This is a genomic window from Streptomyces sp. JLYT201 (assembly GCF_059448825.1).
This window is the reverse complement of the sequence record NZ_CM182551.1, coordinates 250331-267310: the sequence shown is the minus strand read 5'-3', so window position 1 is coordinate 267310 and position 16980 is coordinate 250331. Positions and strand designations below refer to the sequence as shown.

Genomic DNA, 16980 nt, shown 5'->3' with positions numbered 1-16980 from the left:
GCGCCGTGGACTGGCTGGTATCGGTAGCGAAGTTCCTGGTCGATGAGATCCTCAGCCAGCCCGCGTATCTGATCGGGCTCATCACGGCCGCGGGTCTGGTCGCGCTGCGCAAGTCGGCGGGCCAGGTGCTCGGCGGCGCGATCAAGGCGACGCTGGGGTTCCTGTTGATCGGCGCGGGTGCCGGGCTCGTGGTGGCGGCGCTCGCCCCGCTCGGCGAGATGATCCAGGGCTCGACGGGTGCGCACGGCGTGATCCCGACGAACGAGGCCATCGTCGGCATCGCCCAGGCCGAGTACGGCTCGCGGGTGGCCTGGCTGATGATCCTCGGCTTCGCGGTCAGCCTGGCGCTCGCCCGCTTCACGCCGCTGCGCTATGTCTTCCTGACGGGCCATCACATGCTGTTCATGGCCACGCTCCTGACGATGGTGCTCGCCACCGCCGGACAGAAGTCATGGGTCGTGGTCGTCGTCGGCGGCGTTCTGCTCGGCATCCTGCTCGTGGCGCTGCCCGCCTTCGCCCACCCCTGGACCAAGCGCGTCACCGGCAACAACACCGTGGCGATCGGCCACTTCGGCACCGCGGGCTACGTCGTCGCCGGGGCGACGGGGCAGCTCGTCGGGCGCCGCAGCCGCTCCACGGAGGACATGAAGCTGCCCGAGGGCCTGCGCTTCCTGCGGGACTCGATGGTCGCCACGGCCCTGTCCATGGTGCTCATCTACCTGATCATGTCGCTGGTGTTCCTCGCCAAGGTGGGCAAGGAGACCGCCTTCAAGGCGTTCGCCGCGGACGGCGGTCCGGCCGCGCCCGACGTCGGCGCGTACGTCATGCAGTCGATCATGCAGGGCCTGCAGTTCGGCATCGCCGTCGCCGTGATCCTCTTCGGCGTCCGCACGATCCTCGGCGAACTCGTGCCCGCCTTCCAGGGCATCGCGAACAGGCTGGTGCCGGGCGCGGTGCCGTCGCTGGACGCGCCGATCGTCTTCCCGTACGCGCAGAACGCCGTCCTGATCGGCTTCCTCTCCAGCTTCATCGGCGGCCTGATCAGCCTCGGCCTGCTCGCCTGGCTCCTCGAACCGGCCTTCGGGCTCGCCCTCGTCCTGCCCGGCTTGGTGCCGCACTTCTTCACCGGTGGTGCCGCGGGCGTGTACGGCAACGCCACCGGCGGGCGGCGCGGCGCGGTGGTCGGCGCCTTCCTCAACGGCGTCCTCATCACGTTCCTGCCCGCGCTGCTCCTTGAGGTCCTCGGCGCCTTCGGCAAGGAGAACACGACGTTCGGCGACGCGGACTTCGGCTGGTTCGGCTCCCTCATCGGCAACGCCGCCAAGGCCGGGACGGTGGGCGGCGCCGTCCTGATGCTGCTCCTGGGCGCGGTGATCCTGGCCGGGGCCATCGTCGTGCAGAAGCGGGTCGTGGAGACGGGCTGGGACCCGGGCGCCCGCCGCGACGCGCTCCTGCCCCGCGCGGAGCAGGCCCCCGCCGCACCCGCGGCCCCGGCCACCGCGTACGGGAAGATCGCGCCGCCTCCGGGAGCGCCGAAGCCGCCCGCGCCGCCGACACAAGGTGACGCGTGACGGCGTCGTAGAGTCGCCGCATGCGACGGAGGACGAGAGCGGCGATCGCGGGGGCGGCGGTCCTGGCCTGGGGCGAGTGGCTGAACCGGCGCTGGTCCCGCACTCTCGTGGGGCGCGGCGCGGGCGCCGTCGAGGCCGTGGTCGTGCTGGGGTTCCACAACCCCCAGGCGACAGCGAACGTCATCAACCGCTGGCGGGTCCGCGCCGGAATCCGCTCCGCCACCGGCGGCGGAGCGGCGGACCCACGCGTGATCTTCAGCGGCGGCGCGACCAGCGGCGGCGCCACGGAGGCCGCAGTGATGGCCGACTACGCGACGTCGGTGCTCGGGTTCCGCGGCACGGTGGTCCTCGAAGACCGCAGCCGGACGACCTGGGAGAACATCACGAACGTGATCCCCCTGCTCGAAGACGCCGACCGCATCAAGATCGTCTCCCAGCCCGCGCACGCGCTCAAGGCACGCGCGTACCTGCGGCGGCAGCGCCCCGACCTCGCCGAGCGGCTGGTGCGCGCGGACGACTGCCGCCCGGGGGAGTGGACGGCGGTCAAGCCGCTGCTGGCCCTGTACGGACTCTGGACGCTCCGTGGCCTCACGGCCGACGAACGGAAGCCAGCGCCGTAGCCGCCGGAGTCCCGGCCCCGTCCTCCGGGTTCACCGGCGGCGGGTCCAGGACCTGTCCGCACGGCCCTGGACCCGCCCGGCCTCAGAGCTTGGTGGCGAAGTTCTGTACCCACCAGGGCCCGCCTGCCTTCAGGCTGACACCGGCGCCGAAGTCCTTGTACGCGCAGTTGAGGATGTTGGCGCGGTGCCCCGAGCTGCGCATCCAGTCACGCATGGCGGTCTTGGGGCCCTTCGGGCCCTTGTGTATGTTCTCGCCCCACGCACCGGCGCGGTATCCCGCCTTGCGCATCCGGTCGCCCGCGCTCTTGCCCTCCGGGCTGGTGTGGTCGTAGTAGTCCCGCGCCGCCATGTCCTTGGCGTGGGCCTGCGCGGCGGCCTGGACCCGGCGGTCCAGACGCAGCGGCCGGCACCCCGCCTTCGCCCGCTCGGCGTTGACGAGGACCAGGAGCTGCTTCTGGTACCGCGCGGTCTTGCTCGGCGCCGGGCGCTTCTTCGCAGCCTCCGCGGCGGCGGTGCCCGGCTGCTCGCCGCCGGAGGTGTCCGCGAGGGCGAACGTCCCCACCGACGCGAGAGCGGCGGCCGCCACGGCCCCGCCCGCCAGCACGCGGACCTTCAGCCCGCGACGGCTCCGTCCGTGACGGCCGCGCTCGGCGTCGGCGTTGTCCAGGTGCATGTGCGCTCCACTTCGTGGTGATCGTCGGTCGGTCCGACATAGGGGAGACCGGGCACAGGGCCTGGGGACAACACTTTTCGCACAGGCGTTTCTAAGGCGTGCCGAAGTCCCCGCTCGTCCACGCGGCGCGCAGCGCCTTCTTGTCGACCTTGCCGACGTTGGTCGTCGGGAGCTGCTTCAGCAGGACGGTCCCGCGGGGCGTGTACAGCTCGCCCAGCTCGGCGGTCACCGCCGCACCGACCGCGCCCGGGTCGACGTCGACGCCCTCGGCCGTGGCCAGGAAGATCTGTACGGCCTCCCCGTATTCCTCGTCCGGTACGCCGAGGGCCGCCGCGTTGCGCACGCCGGGCAACGTGAGCAGGAAGTCCTCCAGGACCCGGGAGTAGACGTTGTCGCTGGTGCTGCCGGTGACGATGATGTCCTTGGCCCGGTCGACGAGGTAGAGGTACCCCTCGGCGTCGAGGTAGCCCATGTCGCCGGTGCGCAGCCAGCCGTCGTGCAGGGCCTCGGCGGTGCGCCGCGGGTCCTCGAAGTAGCCGAGCATCACCGTCTCGCCCCGGACGCACACCTCACCGACCTGCCGGACGGGAAGCGCCAGGGTGCTGTCCTCGCCGCGGATCTCGATCTCGGTGTCGCATATCGCGCGACCGCAGCTGCGCCACAGCTCGGGACGGCGGGCGGCCTCCGAAGCGAGGTCCTCCGCGCCGAACGCGGTGATGCCGAGCGCCTCCGACTGCCCGTAGCCCTGGCTGAGCACCGGCCCGAAGACCTCGACCGCCTGCTGGAGCCGGCTGGGCGACGTCGCCGCGCCGCCCACGACGATCCGGCGCAGCGCGGGCAGGGCGCCGGGCACGCACTCCGGGTGGTCGAGAACCGCGTACAGCATCGGCGGGACGAACATGGTGGCGGTGATCCGCTCCTCGCGCAGCACCGTCAGCGCCGCGCCCGCCTCGAACTCCGGCAGCACGACGAGGGCGGACCCCGTCACCAGCGCCTGGATCGAGGTGAGGTGACCGCTGCCGTGCGTGAGCAGCGTCGAGGCGAGCACGCGGTCCGTGCCCGGGTCCATGGTCGGGAAGAACCCGGCGCGGGAGTTCTGCGGATCGTCCTCCGCCAGGTCGACCAGGGTGTCGTAGAGCCGGTGGCTGTGCGCGGCGAGCTTGGGGTTGCCCAGGGTGCCGCCGGTGTAGAGGACGGTGACGGCCTCGTCCGCCGCCGGGGCGGGCACGCCGTCGGGGCGCTCCGCCGGGCACTCGGCCGCCAGGGCGAGCAGGTCCGGACACGGCTGTGCGCAGGGGCCGAGGCTGACCAGGGCGGGGGCGTGGACGCTGCGCCCGGCCGCGTCGGCGGCCCGTCGCGCGAAGAGCGGGTCGGTGACCACGACCCGCGCCCGGGACTGCTCGACCAGCGCGGCGAGCTCGCCGGGGCCCGGCTCGGGCGGCAGGAAGACGACGCGGCAGCCGATGAGGTGGACCGCGAGTTGCACCAGCACGGAGTCCACACGATTGGCCAGGAACAGCCCCACTCCGTCGCCGGGCTCGAGCCCCTGCCGGCGCAGTGCGTGCCCCAGCCTGAACAGCCGTCGGCGCGCTTCGCCCCGGGTCAGCCGCTGCGCACCCTGGACGAGCGCCTCGGCCTCTTCGTCCTTGTGCCAGTGTTCCAGGATGCGGTCCACGTACGTTCGCGGCGCGGCTGTTTGCTGCTCGTTAATGATCATGGACACATGCAAACATGCCGTGCGCGAGGCGTGGACTCGCAGGGGGTAACTTCGGCCATCACCAGGGGGAGTAGCATGCCCCCCGATCCGGGGCGGATGGTTGCTTTTGCGCCGCATGTGCATGGCCTGATGTCGTCGGTGCGTGAGGTCGCGGCGCCGCCTCCCGGGGGGCCCGGCCGTCACGGCGGCGCCGGGGTGCGGGGCTCGCGCCGAGCGGGCCATTGAGCCCGAGGGGGCGCTTCCGGTCGTGAAAGAAGTTCGAATGCATTGATTGATGCGGTACGTGTCTTCTCCATCAAAGCGACGCTCGACATTACCCAACGGTGCGGTGATCGACAATTCCCGATCACCATTTGACGTCTTGTCGAGGCGCGTGGAATCGGTCAGTACGGACGAAGCGTGAAAGGGTCTGCGCAGCAACACGGCGCCCCATCCGAGGTGTTGACTGAGGAATAGGGCCGGGATAACGTCGCCATGAATCCCGGTCCCGCACCTTGTGTTCGCATACCCGGGCCGCGTGCCCGATGCGAGACCGTGCAAGGACGACACGTAACTCCGCATCAATGGGCAATGCGCGTTGCCGCCTCTGCCGTCAGAAACCTGTTCCAGGAAGCACCGGCAAAGTCCCCCTCCCACCGCGTCGACACGGTGGAAACGGGCGAGGAAGAACAGGCCGTGGAACCGGAGCGGGCGGGGAGAGCCCGGCTGCGTCGGTCCCCGTGAAGAGTCTCAGCGCAACCACCTGAACGGCGCGGATCGTCGCCGCGCCGCGATCAGCTCGTCATGACGCACACCGCCAACGCAATTTCCCGCGGGCGGGACTTCCGGAGCTCTCCACGGCAATGGCCCGCAGAAAGCCCGGACGAGAGCAGATGAATTGATTCTGACGGCGACCTGGCCGTCACTATGGATGTGTCCCGGGGGGCAACAATGACAGAGGAATCAAGGGCACCGGCGCCGGGCCGGGGGATGTACGCGCTCTGGGGCGGCGACGCCGAAGTGCGCTGCCTGCTGGAGTCGTTGGCCGAAACCGTGAAAGAGCGCAGCGAAGACATCGCCGTACAGGACGAGGAACACGAACTGACCTACGCCCGGCTCGCGACCTGGGCCGGTCACATCGCCGACCTCCTCGCCGACCACGGCATTCGCCCGGGCGACCGGGTGGCGGTCACGGGGCCACGGAGCGCCGCGATCGTCGCGGCGATGCTGGCCACCGTGAGCGCGGGAGCGACCTATGTGCCCCTCGACGTCGAGTATCCACTCCGGCGCCTGGAGCACATGGCCGCCGACAGCGAGGCCCGGCTGCTCCTGTACTGCGGCGACGAACCGGCCTTCGACCTCAAGGCCGAGGCGGTCCGCATCCCCGCCGCGCCCGACCGGACCGACGCGCATGCCGCGGCCGCGCTCTCGCGGCTGTCCTGTCGACCGGACCTCCCTGTATACGTGATCTACACCTCGGGATCAACGGGCCTGCCCAAAGGCGTGGCCCTGCCCCACCGCTGCGTCGACAACATGGCGGCCTGGCAGTGGCGCCACTCGGTGCGCCCGGACCTGCGCACGGCCCAGTTCGCCCCGCTCAACTTCGACGTGTGGTTCCAGGAAGTACTCGGCACCCTCTGCGGCGGCGGCACGCTGATCGTCATGCCCGAGTCGCTCCGGCGCGACCCCATCGCCCTCCTGGACTGGCTCGTCGAGCACCGCGTCGAGCGCCTGTTCCTGCCGTACGTCGCCCTGCACATGCTCGCCGTCGCCGCCGAGGCCACGGACTGCCTGGAGCACCTCGCCCTGGCCGAGGTGAACACCGCGGGAGAGCAGCTCGTGTGCACCCCGGCCGTCCGTGATCTCTTCCGTCGCCTTCCTGGTTGTCGGTTGAACAATCACTACGGGCAGAGCGAGTCCGCCATGGTCACGGTGCACACGCTCACGGGTTCCAGCGACACATGGCCCACGCTCCCCCCGATCGGACGCCCGCTGCCGGGCTGCGAGGTCCTCGTCGCCCCGACCGAGCCGGGCGAACCGTCGGTGGGTGAACTCCTGGTCGCCGGCGCACCGCTGTCCGTGGGCTATCTGAACCAGCCGGCCCTCAACGCCGAGCGGTACGTCACCCTCGGCGAGACGACACCACAGGGGCACCGCCACGCCTTCCGCACCGGTGACCTGGTCCGCGTCGAGGAGGACACCGTGCACCTCCTCAGCCGGATCGACCGCGAGGTGAAGATCCGCGGAGTGCGCGTGAACCCCCTGGAGGTGGACGCCTGCCTGCTGGAACAGCCGGGGATCGTCGAGGCCGTCACCGTCGTGGTGGACATCGCCGAGGGCTCCCGGCAGCTGCGCGCCGCCGTGACCTTGGACGTGGACGAGGACGTGTTCGACGGCGCGCGGACGCTCAAGGCACTCACCGAACTCCTGCCCGAGCAGTTCATCCCGCTCTCCCTCACCGTCCTGCCGGAACTGCCGCGCACCCCCAGCGGAAAGGCCGACCGGGACGCCATCACCGCCGCGCTCGCACCCCCGACGCCATGACGCAGGACGGCGAGCGCAGCGCACAGACCCCGGGCACGGCCCGGGAACGGGGGAGCACCGCACGAACGGAATCCATCCGACGAGGGGCGCGCGTGGAACACAGCGACTTCAAGACGGCGACCGAGCAGCGGCTCGCCGAGATCTGGGCCGACGTCATGCGGCTGGACAAGGAAAAGATCAAGCGCGACCAGGACTTCTTCGACGTCGGCGGGGACTCGCTGCTGGCCACGAAGGTCGTCCTGCGCGTACGCCGCGACTGGGACATCAAAATCACGGTCAGGGTGCTGAACGACGCTCCGGTCCTGGCCGAACTGGCCGAACGCATCGACCAGCGGGTGGCGACGTCGGCGCGGTCGGCCGCGGGTGTGCCCTCCGCGGCGACCCGCGCGAGCAGGCCCGGAGCGTGCCTGTGGGAGATGCGACCCGGAACAGGGGGCCCCGGACAGGGAACGCTCCTCGTCCTGCCCCACGCGGGCGGGTCGGCACAGAACTACGGCCCGTGGGCGGACTGGCTCCCCGAGGACCTGCGCATCCTCGCGGCCCAGTACCCCGCTCGCGCGTCGCGCGCCGACGAACCGGTCGCGGAGGACCTCCACCGCATCGTCGACGAGGTCCTCGAAGCCCTGGGCGACCTCGACGGGCCGCTCTACGTCTTCGGCCACAGCATGGGCTCCTACGTCGGATACGAGCTCTGCTGGAGGGAACAGTCGGCGGGACGGGCGCCCGCCGTGCTCTTCGCCTCCGGAGCCGTCCCTCCCCACCGGCACCGGCCGAACCCGGCGACCGAGGAGGAGATCACCGACGAGTGGCTCCTCGGAATCCTGGGGATGTACGAGGGCATTTCCGACGACCTCAGGAACCACCCGGAGGTCCTGAGCCAGGCACTGCGCACCCTGCGGGGCGACGTGAAGCTCTTCAGGAACTACGCGTACGGCGATGTGCGCCGCCGGTTGGACACCCCCATCGTGGTGTTCGGCGGCGAGAACGACGACCTCGTGCCCCCGGCCGAGGCGGAACGCTGGAACGACCTGGCCACGGCGGAATGCGTCACGCGTCTGATGCCGGGCGGCCACTTCTTCTATCTCGACAACATGGCGACCGTCACGGACGCCATGTCCACGTATCTCGTGAGCGGTCACGACGGGCAGAGGGCATAGGGGGCGCGAGCATGGGAAGCCGAGAATTATCCGGAATCACGCACTCCGGGGCGGTCGTACGGGACCGCCGGAGGATCGTGCTGGTGGAACTGCCCACCTACGAGAACATCCTGCCGCTCGCCTCGGGCTACATCCAGGCGTTCGCCCAGGACGACGACGAGGTCGCGGCGGCCCACACCTTCGAGATCGTGTCCCTGCCGGTCACCGGCGACCGGCGCGACCTGCTGCGGCAGCTCGCCGACAAGGACGCGTACCTCTATACGTTCAGCTGCTACATCTGGAACATGAAGCTGGTCCGCTGGCTCCTGAAGGAACTGCGCGCCCTGCGCCCCGACGCGCACTACCTGCTGGGCGGACCCCAGGTGATGAACCACGCCGCCACCTATCTGAGAGACGGCGCTCGGAACGTCTACGTGTGCAACGGAGAAGGGGAGCGCACGTCCCTGGAGTTCATCCGGCAACTCGGCGCACCGAAGCCGGACATGCGCAAGGTGCCGGGGCTCAGCTTCTGGTCCGCGGGCGAACTCGTCACCACCGAGGCGGCACCCAGGATCCAGAACCTGATGGACATTCCTTCGCCGTTCCTCAACGGCGTCTTCGACGGTCACGAATTCAGCTTCGCCATCATGGAGACGAACCGAGGCTGCCCGTTCCGCTGCACCTTCTGCTACTGGGGCGCCGCCACGAACTCCAAGGTCAACAAGTTCGAAGAGGAACGGATCAAGAACGAGCTCAAATGGGTCAGCGAGCACGGCTACAACGCGCTGATGATCGCCGATGCCAACTGGGGCCTCTCGCCCCGTGACATCGCCCTGAGCGAGTACATCGTCGAATGCAGCGAGGAGAACGGCTATCCGCTGATCGTCCACATGGCCGCCGCCAAGAACCGGCCCGAGCGCATGGCGGAGATCACCGAGATCTTCGTGCGTGGCGGACTGATGGTGAGCCAGCCCATCTCGCTGCAGACGGTCAACGAGTCGACGCTGGAGATGGTGGACCGGAAGAACATCCGCGAGGAGACCTACATCGGGCTCCAGCGCCTGCTCCGGGAGAAGCGGATCAGCTCGTACGTGGAAATGATCTGGCCGCTGCCCGGCGAGACCCTCACCTCGTTCAAGGAGGGGCTGACCAGGCTCTGCCGCTCGTACGCCGACACCATCATCGTCTATCCCCAGCTGTTCCTGCACAACACGCCCATGTACGCGCAGCGGGAGGCCCTCGGCATCGTGACCGCCGAGGCGGCCAGCGACGTGTCCGAGGCGGAGGTCGTCCTCGGCACGAAATGGGTGACCGAGGAGGACTGCTACGAGGGCTACTGGGTGAACCACGCGCTGTACACCCTGTACAACATGCGCGCCCTGTTCGTGCTCTCGGGATACCTCGACGCGACCGGAACCCTCTCCTACGGCGACCTGTTCGCCGAGATGGCCCGCTACTTCCGGAGCAGGCCCGACTCGGAGGTGTGCCAGTTCTTCATCCAGTCGACGAAGGACCTCGGCAACTACGACCTGCTGAACACCGGCAAGACCGCACACATGGTGCTCAGCTCGCACCGCGAGGAGTTCGACCGGCTGCTGGCCGACTTCGTCGTCGAACAGGACTGGTGGGCCGACCCGATGGCGCGCCAGGCCTTCGAGATGGACCTCCTCACCCGGGCCTACATCTACCGCGAACCGGTACGGACGCCGGACTACGCGTTCACCGAGGTCACCCTGCTCGGCCGGCCGGACGACAAGGGCTACCTGGTCGAGGTGTCCGCGGAACTGTTCCGCCTGCTGGTGGGACGCGAGATGCTCGAAGCCGACGACGAAGGCGCAGAGCGGGTCACCCTGCACATCGACCACCGGGGGCGGCAGAAGATGCCGTACCAGCGGCAGCGCAGCCTGGAGCACAACGCGAACTACTGCCAGGGCATGGTACTGCGCTCCCGGGAGATCCTGCCCACCCTCCAGGTCGCCTCCACCGAGGTCCTCAGCTCCGTGGCGTGAGCCGCCGAGCCGGGCCGACGCGGTGTCCCCCCGGCGGGACGGCGGGCCGATCCGCCGGGGGAGCCCCGACCCCTCGTCACTCCGCCTCGGCAGGCAGGTCCTTGAGCCGCCGCAGCGGGCTCGGCAGGATGAACAGGATGCTCACGACGCCGCCCAGCGTGGCCAGCCACAGCGTCGGGCGCAGCCCCAGCCAGCTCCCCAGGGCGCCGCCCACGAGCGCGCCCAGCGGCCGGGACCCCTTGTTGAACAGCATGAACGCGCCCTGCACCCGGGCGCGGAGCCGGTGCGGCGTCAACGCGAGCTGGATCGAGGTCGCGGAGATGTCACACACCATCAGGCCGATGCCGGAGACGAACTCGGCCACGATCAGCAACGTGGCCGCCAGCCACACCGGCCCGTGGGCCAGCGGCACCAGGACCAGGGCCCCCGGATAGAGGAACGCGCCGAGGAAGAAGGCCCCGCCCACCCCCAGCGACCGGCTCGCCCGGGTCGTGAGCGCCGCCCCGGCCATCGCGCCGACGGCACCGGCCGCGATCACGACGCCGACGAGGCCGGACGACAGGTGGAGCTCCTGCACCGCGTACAGGACCAGGAGGGTGAAGTAGATCGTGTAGAAGAAGTTGAGGCTGGCGTCCGCGAAGAACTTCGCGAGCAGGACCGGGGTGCGCAGCACGAACCGCAGCCCCTCCCGCAGATGTCTGTGCCCTGCGGGCGCGGGCCGGGGCTCGTCGGGCGAGAAGGACCGCAGCAGCAGGGCCGAACCGACGAAGGAGACGACGTCGAGGACGATCGCGACGGGACCGGACAGGAGCTGCACGAGCCCGCCGCCGATCCCGGGGCCCGCCGCGAAGGAGAAGTTGTAGCTCCCCTTGATCAGGGCGTTGCCCGACAGCAACTGCTCGCGCGGCACCACGACGGCCAGGAGGCTGTTGGCGCACAGGCTGAACAACATGCCGAACGTCCCCGTGACGAAGGCGACGACGTACAGCTGAGGCAGCGTCATCACGTCGAGCCAGTAGGCGATCGGCACGGTCACCAGGACCAGCGCGCGGACGAGGTCGGCGACGATCATCGTGGTGCGCAGCCGCCCGGACCGGTCGATGAGCGAGCCCGCGTGCAGCGAGAACAGCAGATTGGGAAGGGACGCGGCGGCCGAGAGGACCCCCAGCTGGGCCGCGTTGGCGTCCAGGGCGAGGACCGCGGCCAGCGGCAGGGCGACGAAGGTGATCTGGTCGCCCAGGTAGGAGATCGACTGGGCGGTCCAGTACCTGCGGAAGGCGGTCTGGCGTAACAGCGGTGGCACCCGGTCAAGGACGCGGCGTTGGGCGGTGCTCGGCACGGTCTCCTCCGCTGGATCGGTCGGTCCGGCGCTCAAAGGTCGCCGCTGCTCTTGGCGAACGCCGTTCTACCACAGGGGAGATCATGGACCGGACGGTCCGGTTCCCCGGCGATGACCCGCAGGATCAGAACCAGGTCCGCGACCATGGAGCGGGCCGTCTCCCGGTCGAAGAGGTCCTCGGCGTACTCCAGGTGCCCGGTGACACCGGCCGGTCCGCCGTCGCCGTCGAAGGCCTCGGTCAGCTCCCAGGTGAGATCGAACTTGGCGACCTTCAGCGGCAGGATCTCGGCTTCGGCGCGCAGGCCCGTCAGCTCCGGCGGCTCGACGGGACCCGCCTGGAACGCCAGGAGGACCTGCACCAGCGGGCCGTACGCCGCCGACCGCGGCGGGTTCACCACCTCGACGACACGGTCGAAGGGGAGGTCCTGGTGCTCCATGGCCGCGAGGTCCGTCGCCCGCGTACGGCGCACGGCCTCGGCCACCGTGGGAGCGCCCGACAGGTCGACCCGCAGCACGAGGGTGTTCACGAACAACCCCACCAGGTCGTCGAGGGAGGCGTCCGACCGCCCGGCCACGGTCGCGCCGATGACGACGTCCTCTCCCGCGCCGCGCAGGTGCAGCAGCAGGGCGAGTGCGGCGTGGACGAGGACGAAGACGGTGCAGCCCGAGCGCCGGGCCGTGCTCAGCAGCTCCCGGTGGAGCGCCGGGTCGAGGGCCAGGGGCAGCTGGTCGCCCCTTCCGCTGGGCACCGGCGGACGGGGGCGGTCGGTGGTCATCACCAGCGGCTCGGGAGCCCCTGCCAGGGCGGCGCGCCAGAACTCCGTCTGCCGGAGAGCCGTGGCGGAGAGGCGGCCCGGGGCGTACTGGGCGCGCTGCCACACGGCGTAGTCGGCGTACTGGACGGGCAGGGGCTTCCAGGGCACGTCCCGCCCGGCGAGGCGGGCACGGTAGGCGAGGCCGAGGTCCCTGGTGAGGCGATTGTTGGACCAGCCGTCGACAGCGATGTGGTGGATCAGCAGGAGCAGGACGTACGCCTCGGAGCCGTGCGCGCGGGTGCCGTCGGCGAACAGCTCGGCGCGGAAGGGGATCTCGGTGGCCAGGCAGAAGGGGCGGTCGGCGGCCTCCCGCACGGCCTCCTCCACCGTGCCCGTCGTCACGCGGGTGTGGTGCAGCGGCGCCTCCCGCGGTGCCGGAAGGACCTCCTGCACGGGCCCGTCCTCACCGAGGACGACCCGGGTGCGCAAGGCCTCGTGGCGCTCCAGCACGTCACCGAGTGCCGTCCGCAGGGCGGCCTGGTCGAGGGGGCCGCTCAGGCGCAGGACCAGCGCGACGTTGTAGAGGCTGCTGGGGCCGGTGAACTGGTCGAGGATCCACAGGCGTTCCTGGGCGAAGGACGCGGGGACGGGCGCGCCGCGGTCGGCGGGCCGGACGAGCCGCGCCGCCTCCCGTCCGCTGTCCAGGGCGGCGCGCAGGCTCCGCACGGTCGGGTTGCGGAAGATGTCCGCGGTGGTCACCTCGACGCCCAGGGCGCTGCGGATGCGGGCCGACAGGGTCGTCGCGGTCAGCGAGTAGCCGCCGAGCACGAAGAAGTCCTCGTCGGCACCGACCGAGGGCAGCTGGAGGCATTCGGCGAACAGGGCGGCGAGTGCCTCCTCCGGTACGCGCGTCGGTCGGGGTGCGTGGTGCGGCTCGGTCGTCACGGGCTGCTCGCTCCTCACCAGGTCCTGGTCGTTCGTACGGTCGCGGCGCTGCGCCGGGTCAGTGGGCCGCGGGCACCGGCACGTCGATGAGGTGCGGTCCGGGCTCGGACAGCGCCCCTTTCAACCGGTCGGCCAGCTCGCCGACGGTCCGGACACGGCACGCCGGTACGCCCATGCCTTCGCTGAGGCGGACGAAGTCCAGGTCGGGCCGGTCCAGGTCGAAGAGGTCCGCCAGCGGCTCGGCGGACGGCCCCAGCATGCGGCGGGCCTCCCGGCGCAGGATCGCGTAGCTGCGGTTGTTGAGCACGAGGACGGTGACGTCGAGGTTCTCGCGCGCCTGGGTCCAGAGCGCGCTGAGGGTGTACATCGCGCTGCCGTCGGCCTCCAGACAGATCACCGGCCGCTCGGGGCAGGCGAGTTGGGCGCCGACGGCGAGCGGAAGGCCCTGCCCGATGGCGAACCCGGACAGGGTGAGCAGATCGTGCCGCGCGGACGAGGCGGTCGCGGCCGGCAGGGCCGCGCCGGACGTGTTGGTCTCGTCGACCAGGACGGCTCCCTCGGGCAGCGCGGCGCCCACGACCTGCGCCACCGTCTCGGCGGTCAGCTCGGCTCCGGGGGAGGGGCGCGGCCCGGGCAGCGCCTCGTGGCGCCGCGGCCGGATGCGCGGGGCGACCCGGTCGGCGACCTCGTCCAGTACGTCGACCACGTCCTGGCCGTGCTCGGCGAGACGGGTCACCGCGCAGCCGGGCGGGACCAGGTCGCCGGGCACCCCGGGGGTCGCGAAGGCGGTGACGGGCCGGGCCGCCCCCGCCAGGATCAGCCGGGTGACATCGGCGAGACGGGCCCGCGCGGCCTCGGGCGCCGCGCTGAGCCGCTCGACGAACGGCACGCCCAGGCCGCGTTCGAGCCGCCCGGGGAACGGCTCGGCGAGGATCCGGGCGCCGGTGGCCCGCGCGATCCGGTCGGCGGCGGCGAGGCCGCGGGCGGTGAGCGTGGGTCCGCCGAGCAGCAGCAGGGTGCCGGGGCCCGCCCGCAGCGCGCGGGCGCTGTCGGCCGGAGCGCCCGCTGACGCCGTCGCGTGCGGCTGCCGATCGCTGGGGGCGGGCGGGTCCGCCGCTGTGGGGCCCGGTGGCTCCGGGCGGCACGGCGACCAGGCCACGTCCGAGGGGACGACCAGGGTGGCCACCCCGGAGGGCGGACCGCACGCCGCCCGCAGCGCGGCGAGCCCGTCGGCTGCCAGGCCCGCGGCGTGCGCGCTGGTGCGGACCCACTGCGACATGGGACGGGCGAGGGCCGCGACGTCGGACTCCAGGGGCGCGCCGAGGCCGCGGTGGGTGATCGCCCCGTCGCCCACGACGTTCACCACGGGAGAGCCCGCCCGCTGGGCGTTGTGCAGATTGGCGAGGCCGTTGGCGAGCCCGGCACCCTGGTGGAGCAGGGTCATGGCCGGTGCGGGTGCCATGCGGCCGTAGCCGTCGGCCGCGCCGGTCGCCACCCCTTCGAACAGGCACATCACGGTGCGCGTGCCCGGGGTGTCCTGGAGCGCCGCCACCAGATGGATCTCCGAGGTGCCGGGGTTGGTGAAGCACACGGAGACCCCGGCCGCGCGCAGCGCACCGGTCAGGGCGTGGGCGCCGTCGTCCGGCGGTGTGCCGCTCATGCCGGACGCGTCGCGGTGTCGGCGGGCCGGGACGCGGTGTCGGCGTCCTCGTGCAGCAGCGGCGCGAGGGCGTCGAGGACCTCGGGGCGCCCCGCGAAGGGGAAGTCCGCGCGGGGCCAGAAGACCACCATGTCGGTGAAGCCCATCTCCGAGAACATCTCCCTGGCCTCCGTGAAGGACTGCGCCGACTCCAGGACGCCACCGAGCTGTTCACCGGCGACGACGATCCGGGCGAGCGTGGACGGCTCCCTGCCCTCGGCGGCACAGGCCTCGTCGAGCCGTGCGAGCTGGTCCCTGAGCAGCCCGGCCATCCGGTCGAAGCGGCCCTCCTGGAAGCGTCCCGGGACCCCGACGGTGATCCAGGCCTGGGCGTGCCGGGCCGCGAGCCGCATCCCGCGGGGGCCGCCGGCCGCGAGGGCGAACGGCACGCGCGGGCGCTGCACGCAGCCCGGGTGCATATGGGCCTCCCGCGCCTGGAAGTACCGGCCGCTGTAGCTGGTCTCCTCCTCGCGCAGCAGCAGGTCCGTCAGCTCGACGAACTCCTCGAAGCGGGCTGCCCTCTCGGCCAGGGACAGTGGAGCGGCGCCGAAGACCTCGGCGTCGAAGCCCTGGGCGCCCGCCCCCACCCCGCAGATGAGGCGGCCCCCGGAGATGTCGTCGAGCGTCATCAGCTCCTTGGCGAAGGAGACCGGGTGGCGCAGGTTGGGGCTGGCCACCAGCGTGCCGAGCCGCAGCCTGGTCGTGACGGCGGCCGCGGCGGTCAGCGTCGTCAGGCCCGAGTACCACGTCGACTCGCGCAGCCGCCGCCACATCAGGTGGTCGAAGGTCCAGGCGTGGTCGAAGCCCAGCTCCTCGGCCCTGCGCCACAGGTCCCGGGCCCTGGGCCAGGTGTACTCCGGCAGGATGACCACGCCGTGCCGCATCGACCGGCGGGTCGGCGCGGCCGTGCCACCGGGTGGCACAGCCCGCCCGGGTTCCGGGGCGGCGGTCACGTGGTGCGCGCGCACAGGAAGTAGTCGTCCAGTTCCGCGAGGCGCGCGGCCATCGCGGGATCGGCGACCCGGTCGCGGATCTCGGCGATCGTCCGCCAGAAGAAGTTCTCGCCGCCGTCGTACTGGAAGCCCGCCCTGGCGACCAGGCCGAACACCTCCCGCAGGTTGCCCGGGTCGACCACGTCGGCCAGGCCGTACAGGGCCTGCCGGGCGGCGTCCGGCAGCGGTGGACGGTGGACGACGCGGGAGTCGGGGATCACCCGCTCGGGCTCGGTGCCGAGGGTGAGCAGCTCGTCGTGGTCCTCGGTGTCGACGAAGTCGACGATCAGGTGCAGGCGCAGCTCGTCGGAGAGGTTGGCGGCGCTGTGCACCTTGGTGACGTCGAGGAACCACACCTCCCCGGCCGCCATCTGAAAGACCACGTTGTCGTCGCTGAAGTAGCAGTCCGGAAAGGTGATCAGCGGGATGTGCAGCCGGTGCGCGGGGCGCTTGTCGGTGGCGGCGGCCGTGTCGAACTCGACGTAGTCGCGGTGCGGGACCAAGACGTTCGAGGTCAGCGCGGCCAGCCGGGCGAACCGCAGATGGCGCACGGACAACGACTCTTCCATGATCTGTACGAGGTACGGCAACTGCCGGCCGTACTCCGTGACACCCGACGCGCAGCCGTCGTCGTAGTGCTTGATGATGCCGTCCCCGTTGTCGCCCCCGGGCGCCCAGAGCATGATCTGCCCTTGTCGGCGTGCCGGGCGGCTGCACAGGAACTCGTCATAGGGCTCGGCGAAGTCGAACTCCTTCGCCTGCTCCAGCTCCTTGGCCAGTCGTTCCTCGTCTATCTCCACCGTGCTGACGCGATGAGAATGCAAACTCGCCAGTCCTTCCAGAAACAGGTTTGTGAGGGCGGCGGCAGCGTGAATTGCCGATGAATGGAGAGTCACGCCTCGTCTTCGCGTGGCCTGGCGGCTCTTGTGCGCGGCCACGCAGCAGGCACGGGCCCCGGAGATGCGGACGCATGGTGCGGGACCGGGAGTCATGGCGACCGT

The 16980-nt window shown here is 71.2% G+C and carries 12 protein-coding genes; 5 read left to right on the top strand and 7 right to left on the bottom strand.

Annotated features, from left to right (window positions below):
* Window positions 1-5: 5 nt before the first annotated feature.
* Window positions 6-1571 carry a PTS ascorbate transporter subunit IIC gene (gene ulaA, locus AC5WAM_RS01100; protein WP_495521179.1) on the top strand — a complete coding sequence of 522 codons (1566 nt, stop codon included), beginning with the start codon at window positions 6-8 and terminating at the stop codon, window positions 1569-1571.
* A gap of 20 nt (window positions 1572-1591) precedes the next feature.
* Entirely contained in the window at window positions 1592-2191 is a 600-nt protein-coding gene (locus tag AC5WAM_RS01095) for a YdcF family protein (RefSeq protein ID WP_495521178.1), read from the top strand.
* A gap of 82 nt (window positions 2192-2273) precedes the next feature.
* Here the strand turns inward: AC5WAM_RS01095 and AC5WAM_RS01090 are convergent, their stop codons facing one another.
* Together AC5WAM_RS01090 and AC5WAM_RS01085 are read right to left on the bottom strand one after the other, a co-directional pair.
* A complete protein-coding gene (locus AC5WAM_RS01090; RefSeq protein ID WP_495521177.1) occupies window positions 2274-2864 on the bottom strand; it encodes a CAP domain-containing protein in 591 nt (196 codons plus the stop codon).
* Window positions 2865-2955: 91 nt separating this feature from the next.
* Window positions 2956-4581 carry a class I adenylate-forming enzyme family protein gene (locus tag AC5WAM_RS01085; RefSeq protein WP_366791868.1) on the bottom strand — a complete coding sequence of 542 codons (1626 nt, stop codon included), beginning with the start codon at window positions 4579-4581 and terminating at the stop codon, window positions 2956-2958.
* Between the two features lie 930 nt (window positions 4582-5511).
* On the opposite strand from AC5WAM_RS01085, the gene AC5WAM_RS01080 reads away from it, so the two are divergent.
* From AC5WAM_RS01080 to AC5WAM_RS01070, 3 genes are all read left to right on the top strand, one after another.
* Window positions 5512-7104: an AMP-binding protein gene (locus AC5WAM_RS01080; protein WP_495521176.1), complete on the top strand. Its 1593-nt coding sequence runs from the start codon at window positions 5512-5514 to the stop codon at window positions 7102-7104.
* A 92-nt stretch (window positions 7105-7196) separates the two neighbouring features.
* On the top strand, window positions 7197-8261 hold the full coding sequence (locus AC5WAM_RS01075; protein WP_495521175.1) for an alpha/beta fold hydrolase: 1065 nt from the start codon (window positions 7197-7199) through the stop codon (window positions 8259-8261).
* Window positions 8262-8344: 83 nt separating this feature from the next.
* A complete protein-coding gene (locus AC5WAM_RS01070; protein WP_495521174.1) occupies window positions 8345-10249 on the top strand; it encodes a B12-binding domain-containing radical SAM protein in 1905 nt (634 codons plus the stop codon).
* A 76-nt stretch (window positions 10250-10325) separates the two neighbouring features.
* Here AC5WAM_RS01070 and AC5WAM_RS01065 read toward each other — a convergent pair whose 3' ends face one another.
* The 5 genes from AC5WAM_RS01065 to AC5WAM_RS01045 form a co-directional block, all read right to left on the bottom strand.
* On the bottom strand, window positions 10326-11588 hold the full coding sequence (locus AC5WAM_RS01065) for an MFS transporter (RefSeq protein WP_495521173.1): 1263 nt from the start codon (window positions 11586-11588) through the stop codon (window positions 10326-10328).
* A gap of 32 nt (window positions 11589-11620) precedes the next feature.
* Window positions 11621-13288 (bottom strand): condensation domain-containing protein, encoded by a 1668-nt coding sequence (locus AC5WAM_RS01060; protein WP_495521172.1) that lies wholly within the window; start codon window positions 13286-13288, stop codon window positions 11621-11623.
* A gap of 58 nt (window positions 13289-13346) precedes the next feature.
* The gene (locus AC5WAM_RS01055; RefSeq protein WP_495521171.1) at window positions 13347-14948 is read right to left on the bottom strand and encodes an acetolactate synthase large subunit; all 1602 of its coding nucleotides are present in this window, start codon (window positions 14946-14948) and stop codon (window positions 13347-13349) included.
* Entirely contained in the window at window positions 14945-15871 is a 927-nt protein-coding gene (locus AC5WAM_RS01050) for an LLM class flavin-dependent oxidoreductase (protein ID WP_495521170.1), read from the bottom strand. The genes AC5WAM_RS01055 and AC5WAM_RS01050 overlap by 4 nt, the downstream gene beginning before the upstream one ends.
* 65 nt (window positions 15872-15936) lie before the next feature.
* Window positions 15937-16803, bottom strand: coding sequence for an aspartyl/asparaginyl beta-hydroxylase domain-containing protein (locus AC5WAM_RS01045; protein WP_366791877.1), 867 nt, complete (start codon window positions 16801-16803; stop codon window positions 15937-15939).
* Window positions 16804-16980 lie beyond the last annotated feature (177 nt).

Bases quoted from the DNA above. Each gene is read 5' to 3' on its own strand.
- AC5WAM_RS01095 (WP_495521178.1), top strand. From the start codon at position 1,592: ATGCGACGGAGGACGAGAGCGGCGATCGCGGGGGCGGCGGTCCTGGCC.
- AC5WAM_RS01090 (WP_495521177.1), bottom strand. From the start codon at position 2,864: ATGCACCTGGACAACGCCGACGCCGAGCGCGGCCGTCACGGACGGAGC.
- AC5WAM_RS01085 (WP_366791868.1), bottom strand. From the start codon at position 4,581: ATGATCATTAACGAGCAGCAAACAGCCGCGCCGCGAACGTACGTGGAC.
- AC5WAM_RS01080 (WP_495521176.1), top strand. From the start codon at position 5,512: ATGACAGAGGAATCAAGGGCACCGGCGCCGGGCCGGGGGATGTACGCG.
- AC5WAM_RS01055 (WP_495521171.1), bottom strand. From the start codon at position 14,948: ATGAGCGGCACACCGCCGGACGACGGCGCCCACGCCCTGACCGGTGCG.
- AC5WAM_RS01050 (WP_495521170.1), bottom strand. From the start codon at position 15,871: ATGCGGCACGGCGTGGTCATCCTGCCGGAGTACACCTGGCCCAGGGCC.